This window comes from Aeromonas sp. LsrichE-8G (assembly GCF_022869435.1).
GTDB lineage: Bacteria > Pseudomonadota > Gammaproteobacteria > Enterobacterales > Aeromonadaceae > Aeromonas > Aeromonas caviae.
Genome location: NZ_JALIHH010000006.1, coordinates 43,458 through 58,130, shown reverse-complemented (window position 1 = coordinate 58,130; position 14,673 = coordinate 43,458). Strand labels below are relative to the sequence as shown.

Below are 14,673 nucleotides of genomic sequence, written 5' to 3'. Positions count from 1 at the left end.
CCAGATGAACTTCACCTTTCGCCAGATCCGCTATTTCGTGGCGGTGGCCGACAGCTTCTCGGTCAGCCGCGCCGCCGCCGAGCTGCACATCTCCCAGTCGGCGGTCACCAGCGCCATCCGCGAGCTGGAGACCGAGCTCGGCGCCGCCCTGTTCGAGCGCAATCCGCGCGGGGTCAGCCTCACCACTCAGGGCCACCAGTTTCTGCTGCACGCCCGTCGCATCCTCGGCGCCATGACCGAAGCCAGCCACTCTCTCAAAGCGGTAGCCCAGCAGGATCAGGGGCGGCTTACCATAGGCGTAACCACGCTGGTGGCAGGCTACTACCTGTCGGAGGCCCTCGGCCGCTTTCGCCGCGCCTTCCCGGCGGTGCAGATCGAGGTGAAGGAGGATGAGCAACCCTATCTCGAACACCAGATCGTCAACGGCGAGGTGGACGTGGGGATCCTGATGACCAACCGCACCATCCGCCAGGAAGCGTTCGATACCGAGCTACTGACCCGCTCGCCGCTGCGGGTCTGGCTCGCCGCCAACCACCCCCTCTGCGCCGAGTCGACCCTCTCTCTCAAGGCACTCGGCGAGGAGCCCATGATCTCGCTAACCGCCGACCAGCTGGACCAGATCATCGGCGGCGGGCTGCGCCGCTACGGCATAGCGCCACGCATCGTGCTGCGTACCGCCTCGGTGGAAGCGGTGCGCAGCTTGGTGGCGAGCCAGCTCGGGCTCGCCCTGCTGCCGGACTTTGCCTACCGCCCCTGGTCGCTGGAGCAGGAGCGGGTCGAGGCCCGCGCCATCAAGGAGCCCATCCCCGCCATCGACATCGGTCTGGTGTGGCGGCGCGGCTCGCGCCTTGACTGGGCCGCACGCGAGTTCATCGACATCGCCAGAGATCAGAGCCGGCTACGGGCCCGCCAGCACCTCCCCCGCTAGGACTGAGCCTGAACAGCCGTGACTCCGGCAAAAAAATCAGATTCATCCGCACTCGATATCGATTTTACAGATACCCAAGCCGTTAAAAATTGAAATTCTCATTGCTCCCGGCTTCTCCTACGCTCATGACTGGTTAACAGGATGTTAATGCCTACTGTGGCGCCGCCACGGTTGCCAATCATGCAAGGAGAGCAAGATGAAATTGACCCCTCTGACCCTGGCCCTGATCCCGGCGCTGCTGGCAAGCCAGGTCCAGGCTGCCCCCACCACCCTCGACAAGGGTGAAGGCCAGCTCAACATCGTGGCCTGGGCCGGCTACGTGGAGCGCGGCGAGACCGACAAGAACTACGACTGGGTGACCGGCTTCGAGAAAGAGACCGGCTGCAAGGTCAACGTCAAGACGGCCGCCACCTCGGACGAGATGGTGGCGCTGATGAACGAGGGGGGCTTCGATCTGGTGACCGCCTCCGGCGACGCCAGCCTGCGCCTCATCGCCGGCGGCAAGGTGCAGGCACTCAACCTGGCGCTCATCCCGAGCTACGGCAAGATAGACCCCCGCCTGCAGAATGCCCCCTGGCACACGGTAGACGGCAAGCACTATGGCGTGCCCTACCAGTGGGGCGGCAACATATTGATGTACAACACCAAGGTGTTCCCCAAGGCGCCCGACTCCTGGAACGTGGTGTTCGAGGAGCAGACCCTGCCGGACGGCAAGTCCAACAAGGGTCGGGTGCAGGCATTTGACGGCCCGATCCACATCGCCGATGCCGCCCTCTATCTGATGAGCCACCAGCCGGCGCTCGGCATCAAGGATCCCTACGAGCTGAACGAGGATCAGTACAAGGCCGCCCTCGACCTCCTGCGCCAGCAGCGCAAGCTGGTGGGACGCTACTGGCACGACGCCTTCGTCCAGATCGATGACTTCAAGAACGAGGGGGTGGTGGCCTCCGGCTCCTGGCCGTTCCAGGCCAATACCCTGATCGCCGACAAGCAGCCCATCGCCACTACCGTGCCCAAGGAAGGGGTCACCGGCTGGGCCGACACCAGCATGGTGCACAGCGAGGCGAAGAACCTCACCTGTGCCTATCAGTGGCTGGAGCACTCCCTCAACAACAAGCTGCAGGGGGATCTCGCCTCTTGGTTCGGCTCCGTGCCGGTGGTGCCGGCCGCCTGCGAAGGCAATGCCCTGCTCGGAAAAGAGGGGTGCAAGACCAACGGCATCGACAACTTCGATCGGGTTCACTTCTGGCGTACCCCTGTCTCCCAGTGCAAGAGCCAGGGAACCTGCGTGCCCTACTACCGCTGGGTCTCGGACTATATCGCCATCCTGGGTGGTCGCTGAGGTGCCTCAGTAAATGCCGATATGGGGCCGGACAGGAGTCCGGCCCGCTTCCCACACAGACAAGGACGCCCCATGAATGCCGTACAATTTGACCGGGTCAGCCGCCACTATGGCGAGGTGAAGGCGGTCGACGACATCTCCTTCCAGATCCCGTCCGGAGAATTTTTCACCCTGCTGGGGCCGAGCGGTTCCGGCAAGACCACCTGCCTGCGGATGATCGCGGGCTTCGAATACCCGAGCGAGGGGGAGATCCGGCTGTTCGGCGAGCCCTGCTCCACCGTGCCCCCCTACGATCGCAACCTCAATACCGTGTTTCAGGACTACGCCCTGTTTCCCAACATGGATGTGCGCGACAACATCGGCTATGGCCTGATGCTCAAGGGCGTCGCCAAGGCGGAGCGTTACCGCAAGGTGGACGAGATGCTGGAGCTGGTGCGTCTGCCCGGCGTCGGCAACCGCAAGCCGGGCCAGCTCTCCGGCGGCCAGCGCCAACGCATCGCCATCGCCCGGGCACTGATCAACCAGCCGCGCATCCTGCTGCTGGACGAGCCGCTGGGGGCCCTCGACCTCAAGCTGCGCGAGCAGATGCAGCTCGAACTCAAAGCCTTGCAGCGCCAGCTCGGCATCACCTTCATCTTCGTCACCCACGATCAGCAGGAGGCGCTCTCCATGAGCGACCGCATCTGCATCTTCAATCTGGGCAAGATCGAGCAGATCGCCGCGCCGGATACTGTCTATGACGCCCCCGCCACCCCCTTCGTCGCCCGCTTCGTCGGCACCGTCAACCTGTTCGAGGGGGAGCAGGCCCGCCGTCTGTGCGGCGATGCTCGCCAGATGATGGTGCGCCCGGAGCGGATCCGCCTCGCCGAGGCCGGCACACCGGGCTGGTCCGGGGAGGTGCGCGAAGTGGAGTATCTCGGCCCCTTCGTGCGCTACCGGGTCGATCTCGGCGAGCAGCTCGAGCTTATCGTCAACCACCCCAACGAGGGCCAGACCCGCCTGCCCCGTGGCGCCCGGGTCAGCCTCAGCTGGCCGGAGCAGGCGATCCATCACCTGCACACCGCCCCTCTGGGAGCTCAACCATGAGCGCCCCCCACAGTGCGAGCCTTGCCATGAGCCAATCCACTGCCCCCCTCTCCTATCGGCCGCTGCGGCGCCTCTCCACCCTGCTCTACGGGCGGCCGGGTTTGTTGCTGGCCATCCTGCTCGGGCCGCCGCTGCTGTGGCTTGGCATCATCTATGTCGGCTCCCTGCTGATGCTGCTCTCCAACGCCTTCTTCGGACTGGACGAGTTCAGCGGCCAGATCCGCCACGAGCTGGGGCTGCAGAACTTCGTCGCCCTGCTGCGGGCTGAGAACCTGGACGTGATCCTGCGCACCGTCGGCATGTCGCTGCTGGTGACCCTGGCCTGCGCCCTGCTCGGCTTTCCGGTGGCCTACTACATGGCGCGCTACACCAGCGGCAAGACCCGAGCCCTATTCTACGTCGGCATCATGCTGCCGCTCTGGTCCAGCTATCTGGTACGGGTCTACGCCTGGAAGCTGATCCTGGCCAAGGAGGGGGTCATCAGCTGGCTGGCAGATACTCTGGGACTGGACTGGCTGCTGGACGCCATCCTCTCGCTGCCGGTGATAGGGGGGCCGTCGCTCTCGTTCTCGCGCATCGGCACATTCATCGTGTTCGTCTACGTCTGGCTGCCTTTCATGATCCTGCCCATCCAGGCGGCGGTGGAGCGGATCCCGCGCTCCCTGCTGGAAGCGAGCGGCGATCTCGGCGCCACCCCGGCCCAGACCTTTCGCACCCTGATCCTGCCGCTGGCCCTGCCCGGCGTGGTGGCGGGCTCCATCTTCACCTTCTCCCTGACGCTGGGGGACTACATCATCCCCGGCATCATAGGCAACTCCACCATGTACATAGGTCAGGTGGTCTACATGCAGCAGGGCACGGCGGGCAACCTGCCCTTCGCCGCCGCCTTCTCGCTGGTGCCGATCCTCATCATCGCCATCTACCTGACCATCGCGAAACGCTTGGGGGCCTTCGATGCGCTCTAATACTTCCATGAAACGGGACCATGGCAGCCAGCCCTCCGGCCTGCTCAAGTACGCGGCCATCGGCGGCCTCTTGTTCCTGCACTTCCCGATCCTGTTCATCTTCCTCTACGCCTTCACCAGCGAGAGCAAGAGCTATCAGTTCCCACCGCCCGGGCTCACCCTCAAGTGGTTCGAGGTGACCCTCAACCGCCCCGACGTGTGGCGCGCCATCCAGCTATCGCTGGAGGTAGCGGGGCTGGCGACGCTGGCCGCCATGGTGCTCGGCACCCTGGCGGCGGGGGCCATCGCCCGCAGCCGCTTCTTCGGCCAGGAGGTGGTATCGCTGTTGCTGGTGCTGCCCATCGCCCTGCCCGGCATCGTCACCGGCATCGCGCTGCGCTCCGCCTACGGGGTGATGGAGATCCCTTTCAGCTTCTGGACCATCGTCATCGGTCACGCCACCTTCTGCGTGGTGGTGGTCTACAACAATGCCCTGGCGCGCTTTCGCCGCACCAACCAGAGCCTCATCGAGGCGTCGATGGATCTCGGTGCCGACAGCTTCCAGACCCTGCGCTACGTGATCCTGCCCAATCTGGCCACGGCACTGCTGGCGGGGGGCATGCTGGCGTTTGCCCTGAGCTTTGACGAGGTGATCGTCACCACCTTCACCGCGGGCCAGCAGACCACGCTGCCGATCTGGATGTATCAGGAGCTGATCCGGCCACGGGACAGGCCGGTCACTAACGTGGTGGCGCTCATCATAGTGGCCTTCACCACCATTCCCATTCTGCTTGCCTACTACCTCACCCGCGACGGCCAGGACGTTGCCGGCAGCGGCAAATAACGACTCAACGCGTGCGCAAGGATGCAACCATGAAACTCTCTACCCAACTTTTGATCGACGGTCAGTTCGTCACCGGTGACGGCCAGGCCGAGCCCATCCTCAACCCGGCCACCGGGGAGCTCATAGCCTCCGTGCCAGAAGCCTCGTTCGAGCAGGTGAACCGGGCGGTGAACGGCGCCCAGCGCGCCTTCGCCCAGTGGAGCCGCACCACCCCGGCGAGCCGCAGTACCCTGCTGCTGCGCCTGGCCGATGCCATCGAGCGCTACGCCGAGGAGTTTGCGGCCCTCGAATCCCTCAACTGCGGCAAGCCCTATCTGGCGGTGTTCAATGACGAGCTGCCGGCGGTAGTGGACTGCTTCCGCTTCTTCGCCGGCGCCGCCCGCTGCCTGCAGGGGCCGCTGGCGGGGGAGTACATCGAGGGGCACACCAGCATGATCCGCCGCGACCCCATCGGTGTGGTGGGCAGTATCGCCCCCTGGAACTATCCGCTGATGATGGCGGCTTGGAAGATGGCCCCGGTGCTCGCCGCCGGCAATACGGTGGTGCTCAAGCCCTCCGAGCAGACCCCGCTCACCGCCCTGCGCCTGGCGGAGCTCGCCAGCGAGCTGTTCCCCCGCGGCGTCATCAACATCGTCTGCGGCCGGGGCGAGAGCGTGGGGGCGCCGCTGGTGGAGCACCCGCTGGTGCGCATGGTGTCCCTCACCGGTGACATCGCCACTGGCCAGAAGATCCTGCAGAGCGCCGCCCGCACCATGAAGCGCACCCATCTGGAGCTAGGTGGCAAGGCGCCGGTCATCATCTTTGACGATGCAGACTTGGAGGCCGTGGTGGCCGGCATTCGCACCTTCGGCTTCTACAACGCCGGCCAGGATTGCACAGCCGCTTGCCGCATCTATGCCCAGGGCAAGATCTACGACAAGTTCGTCGCCGCCATGACCGAGGCGGTCGCCTCCATCAAGGTGGGCGGTCCGCGCGAGGAGGGGGTGGAGATGGGGCCGCTCATCTCGGACCGGCAGCGCAACCGGGTGGCCAGCTTCGTGGAACGGGCCCAGAGCAGCGGTCACGTGGAGGTGACGGCGGGAGGCAAGATCCGCCCCGGCAACGGCTTCTTCTTCGAACCGACCCTGATCGCCCATGCCCGTCAGGAGGATGAAATTGTGCGCCGGGAGGTATTTGGCCCGGTGGTGTCGGTGACCCGCTTCAGCGACGCCGAGCAGGTGGTGCAGTGGGCCAACGACTCGGACTACGGCCTCGCCAGCTCGGTCTGGACCCGGGATCTCGGCCTTGCCAGCAAGGTAGCCAGCCACCTGCAGTACGGCTGCACCTGGATCAACACCCACTTCATGCTCACCTCCGAGATGCCCCACGGCGGCATGAAGATGTCCGGCTACGGCAAGGATCTCTCCCTCTGTGCGCTGGAGGACTACACGGTACCGCGCCATATCATGGTCAAGCTCTAGGCTCCACTCCGTCCCCCTGAAAACAAGATGGCCCCAAGGGGCCATCTTGTTTTGCATCAGGTCTGTGCATCCCTGCTGTGCACCGACGCAGCGTCACCATTCACCCGACCTCGACCCGCATCAACGTCATGACAACCGCCACAGCCAGTGGTGATCCAGAATCAGCAGACCAAACAGCAACATCAGGTGATAGATGGAGAAACGGAAGGTGCGCATCGCCTGGCCGGGCCGATCCCCGTACTTCAACAGCCAACCATGCCAGCAGAATCCGAGGTTCAACCCAAGGCTGCCGACCAGGTAGACAAGCCCCGACATACCGATCAGATAGGGCAGCAGACAGACGAGCGTCAGGATCAGCAGATAGAGCAGGATGGCGGTCTTGGTGAAATCGGTGCCGTGGGTGACGGGCAGCATGGGAATATCGGCACCGGCATAGTCATCGCGCCGGTGGATGGCCAAAGACCAGAAATGGGGCGGCGTCCAGGTAAAGATGATCATCACCAGCAGCCAGGGCTCGGCCGAAAGCTGCCCCGTGATGCTGGTCCAGCCCAAGAGCGGTGGCATGGCTCCCGCCAATCCGCCGATGACGATATTCTGCGGCGTGGCCCGCTTCAGCAGCAGGGTATAGACGACCGCATAGCCGAACAGGCTGGCCAGGGTTAGCCAGGCAGTCAGGGGATTTACGCCCCAATGGAGCAGAACAAACCCCGACAGTGCCAGACAGATCGCGAAACTCATCGCCTGCCCCGGCGTGATCCGTCCCGTGGCGACCGGGCGCCAGCGCGTTCTTGGCATCCGGGCATCGATGCCGCTATCCAGAGAATGGTTCATGGCTGCCGCCCCGGCAGCGAGCAGTCCAATCCCCGACAGGCCCAGTATCATCTCGTCCAGAGAGGCGCGTGTCGGCTCGGCCAGCAGCATGCCCACCCAGGCGGTCAGGAGCAGCAGGGCGACCACCTTTGGTTTGGTCAACTGACAATAATCGTGCACCCGGCGGAGGGCGAAGCGCTGTGCCCGCCCTCTCCCATTCATGTCCGGCTCCTGACCATCCCAGGGGATGACAAGGGGTCGTGATGATGCAAAGAGAGGCTCCCGCGCGCCAGCACACAACAGGCCAGCAGGTGGGCGGCCACCAGATTGTGTGCAAGGGCGTTGGCCAGCGGCAGGGCCAGATGGACGTTCGCCAATCCCAAGGCAATCTGCACGGTCAGCAGACCCAGCAACAGCCAGCCAAACCCTCTCAGGGGGGTCCGCTGGCAGAGCAGCGCGAGGGCGAAAGCACCCACCAGCAAGGCCGTGGTCAGCGCTCCCAGGCGATGGGCGATGTGAATGGTCTGGCGCGCCTCCTTGCCCAGCACGCCGAACTCATAGCTGGCGTGCCCCAGAGGGAGATGAAAGGCTTGCGCCCAATTCAGCTCTGCCTGCCAGTTGCCCTGGCACAAGGGAAACTCCACACATGCCATGGCCGCATAGTTCGCCGACGTCCAGCCCCCCAGCGCGATCTGCAGCAGCAACACGCCACAGGCCATGCTGCCAAGCCAGGAAACGCCCTGGTGTACGGGCGGGGGTGAAGGGAAACCTGCCAATTCGGCCCGATAGAGCCATAGCAAGGTCAGGATGGCGAAGCCGCCCAGCAGATGAGTGGTCACCACCAGGGGATGCAGGGCCAGGGTCACCGTCCACATACCCAGTGCCGCCTGACCCGCAACCAGCACCAGCAAGATGAGCGAGAGGTGGCGCAGTCGGCCGCCTGTACGCCAGCCCAAGCCGGACAGGAGCACAATCACGCCTCCCAGCACCCCGGCGAAGTAGCGATGCACCATCTCGCTGCGCGCCTTGTGAGGAACAAGCGGGCTGGCCGGATAGCGCTGTGCCGCCAGTTCCGCATGCTCGGCGCGGGGAATGGCCAGGGAACCATAGCAACCAGGCCAATCGGGGCAAGCCAGCCCGGCATCCGTCAACCGGGTATAAGCACCGAGCGCGATGACAAGAACTGCCAGCGCAATGGCCACGGAGGCCAGCCTCTTGTGCATCTTCATATGCCGCCTCGCTGACCGTGCAGTAGCCAGAAGATGCGAGTTCCATGCCGGCTGCATCGTCACTGCACCCCACGCTGATACTTGAGCAGTTGCTGCAGATCCGACAGTACCGCCTTGCCAAGCAACGGCCAGGTCGTCGTGCTGCCGGGTACCTCGTAACGCAAGATGGCCAGCCCGCAGGCGTCCACCAGCAGTATATCCCCCTCCCTCATTTCACTGTTTGCCTCGTGAGGTGGCGTCAACTGGACCAGCTCCAGCTTGTCCAGGTTGCGGCCAAGTGCAGCCTGGATGCGCGCCATCAGCACAGGGACCTGCCGGCATTGCCCCTCGCAGCGAGGGGCCACCAGATAGACCAGTCGCCATTGGTGCTGATGGGCAGGAAGCGGTTGCAACAGGTAGATCTCCTGGTGCAGCCAGTGCCCCTTGCTGTGCGTGCCGGGTTCATACCAGCCCTGGTGAAGAGTCAGAGCCGCCAGCACCACAGGCAGCAGGATCACCGCAGCAAAGAGCGCTGGCACCCGCCAGCGTCGCCATCCACTCATGGGGAGCACCTCCTTGTCAGCATGACCCCCCCTGACAGAACCACCAGCGCCAAGCCGAGCCATTGCACCCCATAGGCCCGGTGTTTTTCAGGAGGCATGACATTGTGCTGGTAGTGATAGAGGAATGGGGTTCGTCTTTGATAGAACACGGCGTCTGCAAGCGGGGCTCCGATTGCCTGTCGCAGGGTCTCGACCCTGATGGATTGCAGCCGGTTCGGGTAGGGGCCTGGTTCTATGTTCTGTCCCAACAGGAAGCCGCCGGGAGCCATGCGCAGAACACCTTCAAGGGTCATTGCGGCGGGGATGGCGGGATTGGGTAATTGCGACCTGTCGGATGGCGCGGGCACCCATCCCAGGTTGACCAGCAACAGTGAGGATCCCCCCTCTGCGCGTACCGGGATGAGCACGTCATAGCCAACCTCCCCGTTGACGATCTGGTTGTCCAGCAACCAGACATAAGGGCTGACCCACTCGGCTTTCCCTTGCAGAGGCTGGCCATCCAGTGACTCCGGGTGTTGCCAGTCGATCTGGGCCAATGTCCTTGGCCCGGCCTGCTGCATCTTTGCCATCTGCGCCAGCCAGGCCGTTTTTTCCATTCCGCGCTGCCACTGCCAAAACGCCAGCTTGCACAAACCGGCCGTCACCACCAGAGTGAACAACAAGACGAACCAGCGTCTGTGATGCCATGGTCGTCGCTTGTCTCGTGCAGCCGAATCGCGCATATCGAGGAGGATCCCAAGATGTTGATCAAGGTCGTGCTGGTACTCATGCTGCTGCTCATCATCGGCCAGCTGTTTCACGCCCTCTGGCTGATGCTCAGTGCAGGCAATACGCAAAAGATGTCGGTACCTCTGGGCCGGCGCCTCTTCTTCTCCCTGCTGGTGGTCATCATGCTGCTGCTCTCTCTCGCGATGGGCTGGCTGGAGCCCAACCCGCGCCCCTACTGAGCACGGCATCAAAGCAGGTAGACAAAGACGAACAGACAGAGCCAGACCACATCGACGAAGTGCCAGTACCAGGCCGCAGCCTGGAAAGCGAAATGACGCTGTGGGGTGAAATGATCCCTCAGCATGATACGCAGCCAGATGATGGTCAGGAAAAGGGTGCCCAGCAGCACGTGCAGTCCATGGAACCCGGTCAGAATGAAGAAGGTATTGCCATAGATGCCGGAATCCAGCCGCAGCCCGAGATCCCGATAGGCATGCAGATACTCATAGCCTTGAAACCACAGGAATGTCAGCCCGAGCACCACGGTTGCCAGCAACATCCCCTTGAGCCGCATGCGTCTGCCGTTTTCCAGACCCATGTGTGCAAACAGCAGGGTCACGGAGGAACCGAGCAGGATCAAGGTATTGATGAGGGGGATCCCCTGCCAGGGCATGGCCTGGGTCGTGGCCCCGCCGGGCGTCTTGAGCAGGGGCCAGTGAGCGGTGAAATCCGGCCACAGCAGCTGGCCCGTCATCACCCTGTGGCCCGCACCATCCAGCCAGGGCACCGCAAGCTGGCGTGCATAGAACAGCACTCCGAAAAAAGCCAGAAAGAACATCACTTCAGAGAAGATGAACCAGACCATGCCCTGCCTGAAGGATCTGTCCATCTGGGCGCTGTAGAGCCCGGTCATGGACTCCCGGATGATGTGACGGAACCAGCCAAACAACATGAATGCCAGCAGGGCGACACCGGCCATCATCATATACCGGCCGAAACCGGTCTGCCCACTCGTCACTTCATTGACCAGATGTCCCGCCCCCAACGCCAGGAAAAACAGTGCAATGGCACCAATGATGGGCCAGCGACTCTGGTCCGGGACATAATAGGTCTGGTTCACCTTGGCCATGGTCATTTCCTCTGTGCGAGTGCCGGTGCAGGTACGGACTCCGTGATGTCATAGAGCGAGTAGGAAAGCGTGATGGTATTGATACTGTCCGGTAGTGCCGGATCGATATAGAACTTGAGCGGCATCAGCTTGCTCTGCCCTGCCCTCAGCTCCTGGCGATTGAAGCAGAAACACTCCACTTTCTTCAGATAGGCTGCGGCGGGACCGGGAGAGACCGACGGGACCGCCTGACCCACCATGGCCCGCTCCGTGGGATTGAACACCCGAAAGTTGACCATCTTCACCTCCCCCGGCCGCACCGACAGCCGAGCCGTCTCACCGCTGAACTCCCACGGCATCCGGGTATCCGCATGAGCAAGAAACTCGATCTGGATGCTCCGCTTGCTGTCGATCACCGCCCGCTCCGTACTGGCCGCTTGATCAGACGTCTTGCCATTGAGGCCGGTGATCCGGCAGAAGACGTCATAAAGCGGCACCAGCGCAAAGGCAAAACCAAACATGACGAGCACGACCAGAGCCAGTTTTCTGAGCAAGGGGGCATGACTGACCTGGGTCATATGACCTCCCTAACGCTCTTCCGACCGGATATCCGGCGGAGTCTGGAAACTGTGATAGGGAGGGGGAGAAGAGAGCGTCCATTCCAGCCCCTCGGCCCCCTCCCATATCCGATCGCTCGCCTTGGCTCCGCCTCTGATGCATTTGACCACGCCCCAGACAAACAGCAGTTGGGACAGGCCGAAGGCAAAACCCCCCAGGCTGATCAGCATGTTGAAGTCGGCAAATTGCAGGGCGTAATCGGGAATGCGGCGAGGCATGCCCGCCAGCCCGACAAAATGCATGGGGAAAAACAGCACATTGACCGAGACGAGCGAACACCAGAAATGCCATTGGCCGAGCCGCTCGTCATACATGTGCCCCGTCCATTTCGGCAACCAGTAGTAGGCAGCGGCCAGGATCGAGAAGACGGCACCGGTCACCAGCACATAGTGGAAATGGGCCACTACGAAATAGGTGTCGTGATACTGAAAATCAGCCGGTGTCATGGCCAGCATCAGCCCGGAGAAACCGCCAATGGTGAACAGAGTGATGAAGGCGATGGCAAACAGCATGGGGGTCTCGAATGTCAGAGAACCACGCCACATGGTGGCAAGCCAGTTGAACACTTTTACCCCTGTCGGCACCGCTATCAGCATGGTGGTGTACATGAAGAACAGCTCCGCCACCACGGGCAATCCGGTGGTGAACATGTGGTGAGCCCAGACCATGAAGGAGAGCAAGGCGATGCTGCTGGTGGCATAGACCATGGAGCGATAACCGAACAGCTTCTTGCGGGAGAAGGTCGGAATGATGCTGGAGACGATGCCGAAAGCCGGCAATATCATGATGTAGACTTCCGGGTGCCCGAAGAACCAGAAAATGTGCTGAAACAGGACAGGATCCCCCCCACCGGCCGCATCGAAGAAACTGGTCCCGAAATACTTGTCCGTCAGCACCATGGTCACCGCAGCCGCCAGCACCGGCATGACAGCGATGAGCAGAAACGCCGTGATGAGCCAGGTCCAGACAAACAGCGGCATCTGCATCCAGCCCATGCCCGGCGCCCGCAGGTTGAAGATGGTCACGATGACGTTGATGGCCCCCATGATGGAGGAGATCCCCATGATGTGAATGGCAAAGACAAACAGGGCCGTGCTGTTGCCGCTGTACTGGGTGGACAGGGGGGCATAGAAGGTCCAGCCAGAACTGGGGCCGCCTCCCTCCATAAACAGGCTCGACAGGAGGATGAGGAAAGCAAACGGCAGGATCCAGAAGCTCCAGTTGTTCATGCGGGGCAGCGCCATGTCAGGGGCCCCAATCATGATGGGGATCAGCCAGTTGGCGAGGCCGGTGAAGGCGGGCATGACGGCACCAAAGACCATGATAAGGCCGTGTACTGTGGTCATCTGGTTGAAAAACAGGGGTTCCACCAGTTGCAGTCCGGGCTGGAACAGTTCTGCCCGGATCACCATGGCCATGGCGCCACCGGTAAAGAACATGGTGAGGGCAAAGCACAGATAGAGGGTACCGATGTCCTTGTGATTGGTGGTGTAGAGCCAGCGCCTCAGACCGGCCGCCGGCTGGTGAGCATGTTCGCTGCGCAGGGTATCCGTGATTCCATCACTCATGCCGACGCCTCACTTGTCCTTGTCCGGGTTGGCCGGGTTGAGAAGGGACTGCACCTCGGCTGGCTGCACAAGGTCGCCGGTCTTGTTATCCCAGGCATTGCGTTCATAGGTGATGACGGCGGCCAGTTCCTGCGCCGTCAACTGTTTGCCAAAAGGCTGCATCGCCGTGCCGCTCTTGCCATGCAGGACGATGTCCAGATGCTGGGCCCGATGTTCCGCCTGTGTGGTCACCTTGCTGCCATTGAGCGCCGGGAAGATGCCGGGCAATCCGGTACCCGCGGGCTGATGACAGGCCGCACAGTGGCCCAGATAGACTTTCTCCCCCTGCGCCATGGCTTGTGGCAACGTCATGGTCTCCGCTGCCTGCGCCTGTTGCTGTGCCTTGGCAGTTGCCTGCTCGTCTCCCTTTCTGGCAATCCACGTCTCGAACTCCTCTGCGGATTTGGCCACCACAACCACGGGCATGAAACCGTGATCCTTGCCGCACAGCTCGGCGCACTGCCCACGATAGGTGCCCGGCTTGTCGATCCGGGTCCAGGACTCGTTGATGTAGCCAGGATTGGCATCTTTTTTCACGGCGAAGGCGGGAACCCACCAGGAGTGAATGACATCGTCCGAGGTCATCAGGAAACGGATCTTCTTGCCGACCGGCAATACCAGAGGGTTATCCACCTCCAGCAGATAATTGCCGCCCTTGGGGGCATCACCGGAGATCTGCTGTTTGCTGGTCGCCAGCAGGGAATAAAACGCCACCGGATACTCGAGGTATTTGTAATGCCATTTCCATTGCGAGCCCGTGACGAGGACGGTGAGATCGGCCTTGGAGGTATCCTCCATCTTCAACAGGGTCGAGGTTGCCGGTGCCGCCATCGCGATCAGTATCAACACGGGGATGGCCGTCCACAGCAACTCGATGCGGGTGCTTTCGTGAAACTGGGCGGCTTTGGCACCGCGCGATTTTCGATGGTGCACGATGGACCAGAACATGATGCCGAAGACGAGCAGACCGATGACGCAACAGATATAGAAAATCGTCATGTGCAGGTCATAGACCTGCTGGCTGATGGCGGTCGCCCCGCGCGTCATGTTGAACCGGATCTCATTGGCAAAGGCGCTGCTGCTGATGAACCACATCATCATTCCGGCACCTGCCTGAGCTGCATCGTTTCTCACATTGCACTCCCTGTGCACGTTGGAGAAGATGGCCTGCATTCAATACGCCCAACGCTAACCATCTGAAAATAATGCATTTATTAAAATTCATTTCACATTCAAGTATTAGTCCATATTCAGAAAAAACCAAAATGCAGACAGCCCTGACCAGGCTCATCAGAGCAGTGGCAATAGGCAAAACGCGAGCAGGGAAGAGGGAGAAACGGGTCCCGGGGTGGCCGCGCCTTGAACGGGGAGAGCTTCAGCCATGGTGAGTCGAATCGATGTGCAGAACCCGGGAGGGGCCATTGGTTCCTCCTGGGCTCCGTGGTTT

Annotated in this window: 15 protein-coding genes; 7 read left to right on the top strand and 8 right to left on the bottom strand. The window is 62.2% G+C overall.

The genetic code is table 11. The features are described from left to right. Positions 1-4 precede the first annotated feature (4 nt). The 6 genes from MUW49_RS01435 (at position 5) to MUW49_RS01410 (ending at position 6,604) form a co-directional block, all read left to right on the top strand. Positions 5-928 carry a LysR family transcriptional regulator gene (locus MUW49_RS01435; protein ID WP_043152857.1) on the top strand — a complete coding sequence of 308 codons (924 nt, stop codon included), beginning with the start codon at positions 5-7 and terminating at the stop codon, positions 926-928. Positions 929-1,124: 196 nt separating this feature from the next. After that, on the top strand, positions 1,125-2,270 hold the full coding sequence (locus MUW49_RS01430; protein WP_244812345.1) for an ABC transporter substrate-binding protein: 1,146 nt from the start codon (positions 1,125-1,127) through the stop codon (positions 2,268-2,270). A 72-nt stretch (positions 2,271-2,342) separates the two neighbouring features. Next, positions 2,343-3,356, top strand: a complete 1,014-nt coding sequence (locus MUW49_RS01425; protein ID WP_244812344.1) for an ABC transporter ATP-binding protein — start codon at positions 2,343-2,345, stop codon at positions 3,354-3,356. Then, positions 3,353-4,321, top strand: a complete 969-nt coding sequence (locus MUW49_RS01420) for an ABC transporter permease (protein ID WP_202041249.1) — start codon at positions 3,353-3,355, stop codon at positions 4,319-4,321. The genes MUW49_RS01425 and MUW49_RS01420 overlap by 4 nt, the downstream gene beginning before the upstream one ends. A gap of 7 nt (positions 4,322-4,328) precedes the next feature. Then, positions 4,329-5,144, top strand: a complete 816-nt coding sequence (locus tag MUW49_RS01415) for an ABC transporter permease (protein WP_045522104.1) — start codon at positions 4,329-4,331, stop codon at positions 5,142-5,144. Between the two features lie 29 nt (positions 5,145-5,173). Beyond that, on the top strand, positions 5,174-6,604 hold the full coding sequence (locus MUW49_RS01410; protein WP_244812343.1) for a gamma-aminobutyraldehyde dehydrogenase: 1,431 nt from the start codon (positions 5,174-5,176) through the stop codon (positions 6,602-6,604). Positions 6,605-6,730: 126 nt separating this feature from the next. On the opposite strand, the gene cyoE is transcribed toward MUW49_RS01410, so the two are convergent. Genes cyoE through MUW49_RS01390 form a run of 4 tightly spaced genes read right to left on the bottom strand, consistent with a single transcriptional unit; the run spans position 6,731 to position 9,907 of the window. Next, positions 6,731-7,636, bottom strand: a complete 906-nt coding sequence (gene cyoE, locus MUW49_RS01405) for a heme o synthase (protein WP_280520589.1) — start codon at positions 7,634-7,636, stop codon at positions 6,731-6,733. After that, positions 7,633-8,643, bottom strand: a complete 1,011-nt coding sequence (locus MUW49_RS01400) for a COX15/CtaA family protein (RefSeq protein ID WP_103243761.1) — start codon at positions 8,641-8,643, stop codon at positions 7,633-7,635. The genes cyoE and MUW49_RS01400 overlap by 4 nt, the downstream gene beginning before the upstream one ends. Before the next feature lie 59 nt (positions 8,644-8,702). Next, complete coding sequence (locus tag MUW49_RS01395; protein WP_103243762.1) at positions 8,703-9,185, bottom strand: hypothetical protein; 483 nt, start codon at positions 9,183-9,185, stop codon at positions 8,703-8,705. Next, positions 9,182-9,907, bottom strand: a complete 726-nt coding sequence (locus MUW49_RS01390; RefSeq protein ID WP_233720918.1) for an SURF1 family protein — start codon at positions 9,905-9,907, stop codon at positions 9,182-9,184. The genes MUW49_RS01395 and MUW49_RS01390 overlap by 4 nt, the downstream gene beginning before the upstream one ends. A gap of 18 nt (positions 9,908-9,925) precedes the next feature. On the opposite strand from MUW49_RS01390, the gene MUW49_RS01385 reads away from it, so the two are divergent. Beyond that, positions 9,926-10,132 (top strand): DUF2909 family protein, encoded by a 207-nt coding sequence (locus tag MUW49_RS01385; protein ID WP_244812341.1) that lies wholly within the window; start codon positions 9,926-9,928, stop codon positions 10,130-10,132. An 8-nt stretch (positions 10,133-10,140) separates the two neighbouring features. Here MUW49_RS01385 and MUW49_RS01380 read toward each other — a convergent pair whose 3' ends face one another. Genes MUW49_RS01380 through coxB form a run of 4 tightly spaced genes read right to left on the bottom strand, consistent with a single transcriptional unit; the run spans position 10,141 to position 14,327 of the window. Further along, the gene (locus tag MUW49_RS01380; protein ID WP_103243765.1) at positions 10,141-11,022 is read right to left on the bottom strand and encodes a cytochrome c oxidase subunit 3; all 882 of its coding nucleotides are present in this window, start codon (positions 11,020-11,022) and stop codon (positions 10,141-10,143) included. 2 nt (positions 11,023-11,024) lie between these two features. Beyond that, complete coding sequence (locus tag MUW49_RS01375; RefSeq protein WP_045522117.1) at positions 11,025-11,579, bottom strand: cytochrome c oxidase assembly protein; 555 nt, start codon at positions 11,577-11,579, stop codon at positions 11,025-11,027. A 9-nt stretch (positions 11,580-11,588) separates the two neighbouring features. Next, positions 11,589-13,187 (bottom strand): cytochrome c oxidase subunit I, encoded by a 1,599-nt coding sequence (gene ctaD / locus MUW49_RS01370; RefSeq protein ID WP_201871841.1) that lies wholly within the window; start codon positions 13,185-13,187, stop codon positions 11,589-11,591. Between the two features lie 9 nt (positions 13,188-13,196). Then, positions 13,197-14,327 carry a cytochrome c oxidase subunit II gene (coxB, locus tag MUW49_RS01365; RefSeq protein WP_233720920.1) on the bottom strand — a complete coding sequence of 377 codons (1,131 nt, stop codon included), beginning with the start codon at positions 14,325-14,327 and terminating at the stop codon, positions 13,197-13,199. Positions 14,328-14,673: the final 346 nt, after the last annotated feature.

What these genes read in the sequence shown, in the direction of transcription:
- MUW49_RS01435 (WP_043152857.1), top strand. Translation starts at nt 5, where the DNA reads ATGAACTTCACCTTTCGCCAGATCCGCTATTTCGTGGCGGTGGCCGAC.
- MUW49_RS01430 (WP_244812345.1), top strand. Translation starts at nt 1,125, where the DNA reads ATGAAATTGACCCCTCTGACCCTGGCCCTGATCCCGGCGCTGCTGGCA.
- MUW49_RS01425 (WP_244812344.1), top strand. Translation starts at nt 2,343, where the DNA reads ATGAATGCCGTACAATTTGACCGGGTCAGCCGCCACTATGGCGAGGTG.
- MUW49_RS01420 (WP_202041249.1), top strand. Translation starts at nt 3,353, where the DNA reads ATGAGCGCCCCCCACAGTGCGAGCCTTGCCATGAGCCAATCCACTGCC.
- MUW49_RS01415 (WP_045522104.1), top strand. Translation starts at nt 4,329, where the DNA reads ATGAAACGGGACCATGGCAGCCAGCCCTCCGGCCTGCTCAAGTACGCG.
- MUW49_RS01410 (WP_244812343.1), top strand. Translation starts at nt 5,174, where the DNA reads ATGAAACTCTCTACCCAACTTTTGATCGACGGTCAGTTCGTCACCGGT.
- cyoE (WP_280520589.1), bottom strand. Translation starts at nt 7,636, where the DNA reads ATGAATGGGAGAGGGCGGGCACAGCGCTTCGCCCTCCGCCGGGTGCAC.
- MUW49_RS01400 (WP_103243761.1), bottom strand. Translation starts at nt 8,643, where the DNA reads ATGAAGATGCACAAGAGGCTGGCCTCCGTGGCCATTGCGCTGGCAGTT.
- MUW49_RS01395 (WP_103243762.1), bottom strand. Translation starts at nt 9,185, where the DNA reads ATGAGTGGATGGCGACGCTGGCGGGTGCCAGCGCTCTTTGCTGCGGTG.
- MUW49_RS01390 (WP_233720918.1), bottom strand. Translation starts at nt 9,907, where the DNA reads ATGCGCGATTCGGCTGCACGAGACAAGCGACGACCATGGCATCACAGA.
- MUW49_RS01385 (WP_244812341.1), top strand. Translation starts at nt 9,926, where the DNA reads ATGTTGATCAAGGTCGTGCTGGTACTCATGCTGCTGCTCATCATCGGC.
- MUW49_RS01380 (WP_103243765.1), bottom strand. Translation starts at nt 11,022, where the DNA reads ATGGCCAAGGTGAACCAGACCTATTATGTCCCGGACCAGAGTCGCTGG.
- MUW49_RS01375 (WP_045522117.1), bottom strand. Translation starts at nt 11,579, where the DNA reads ATGACCCAGGTCAGTCATGCCCCCTTGCTCAGAAAACTGGCTCTGGTC.
- ctaD (WP_201871841.1), bottom strand. Translation starts at nt 13,187, where the DNA reads ATGAGTGATGGAATCACGGATACCCTGCGCAGCGAACATGCTCACCAG.
- coxB (WP_233720920.1), bottom strand. Translation starts at nt 14,327, where the DNA reads ATGATGATGTGGTTCATCAGCAGCAGCGCCTTTGCCAATGAGATCCGG.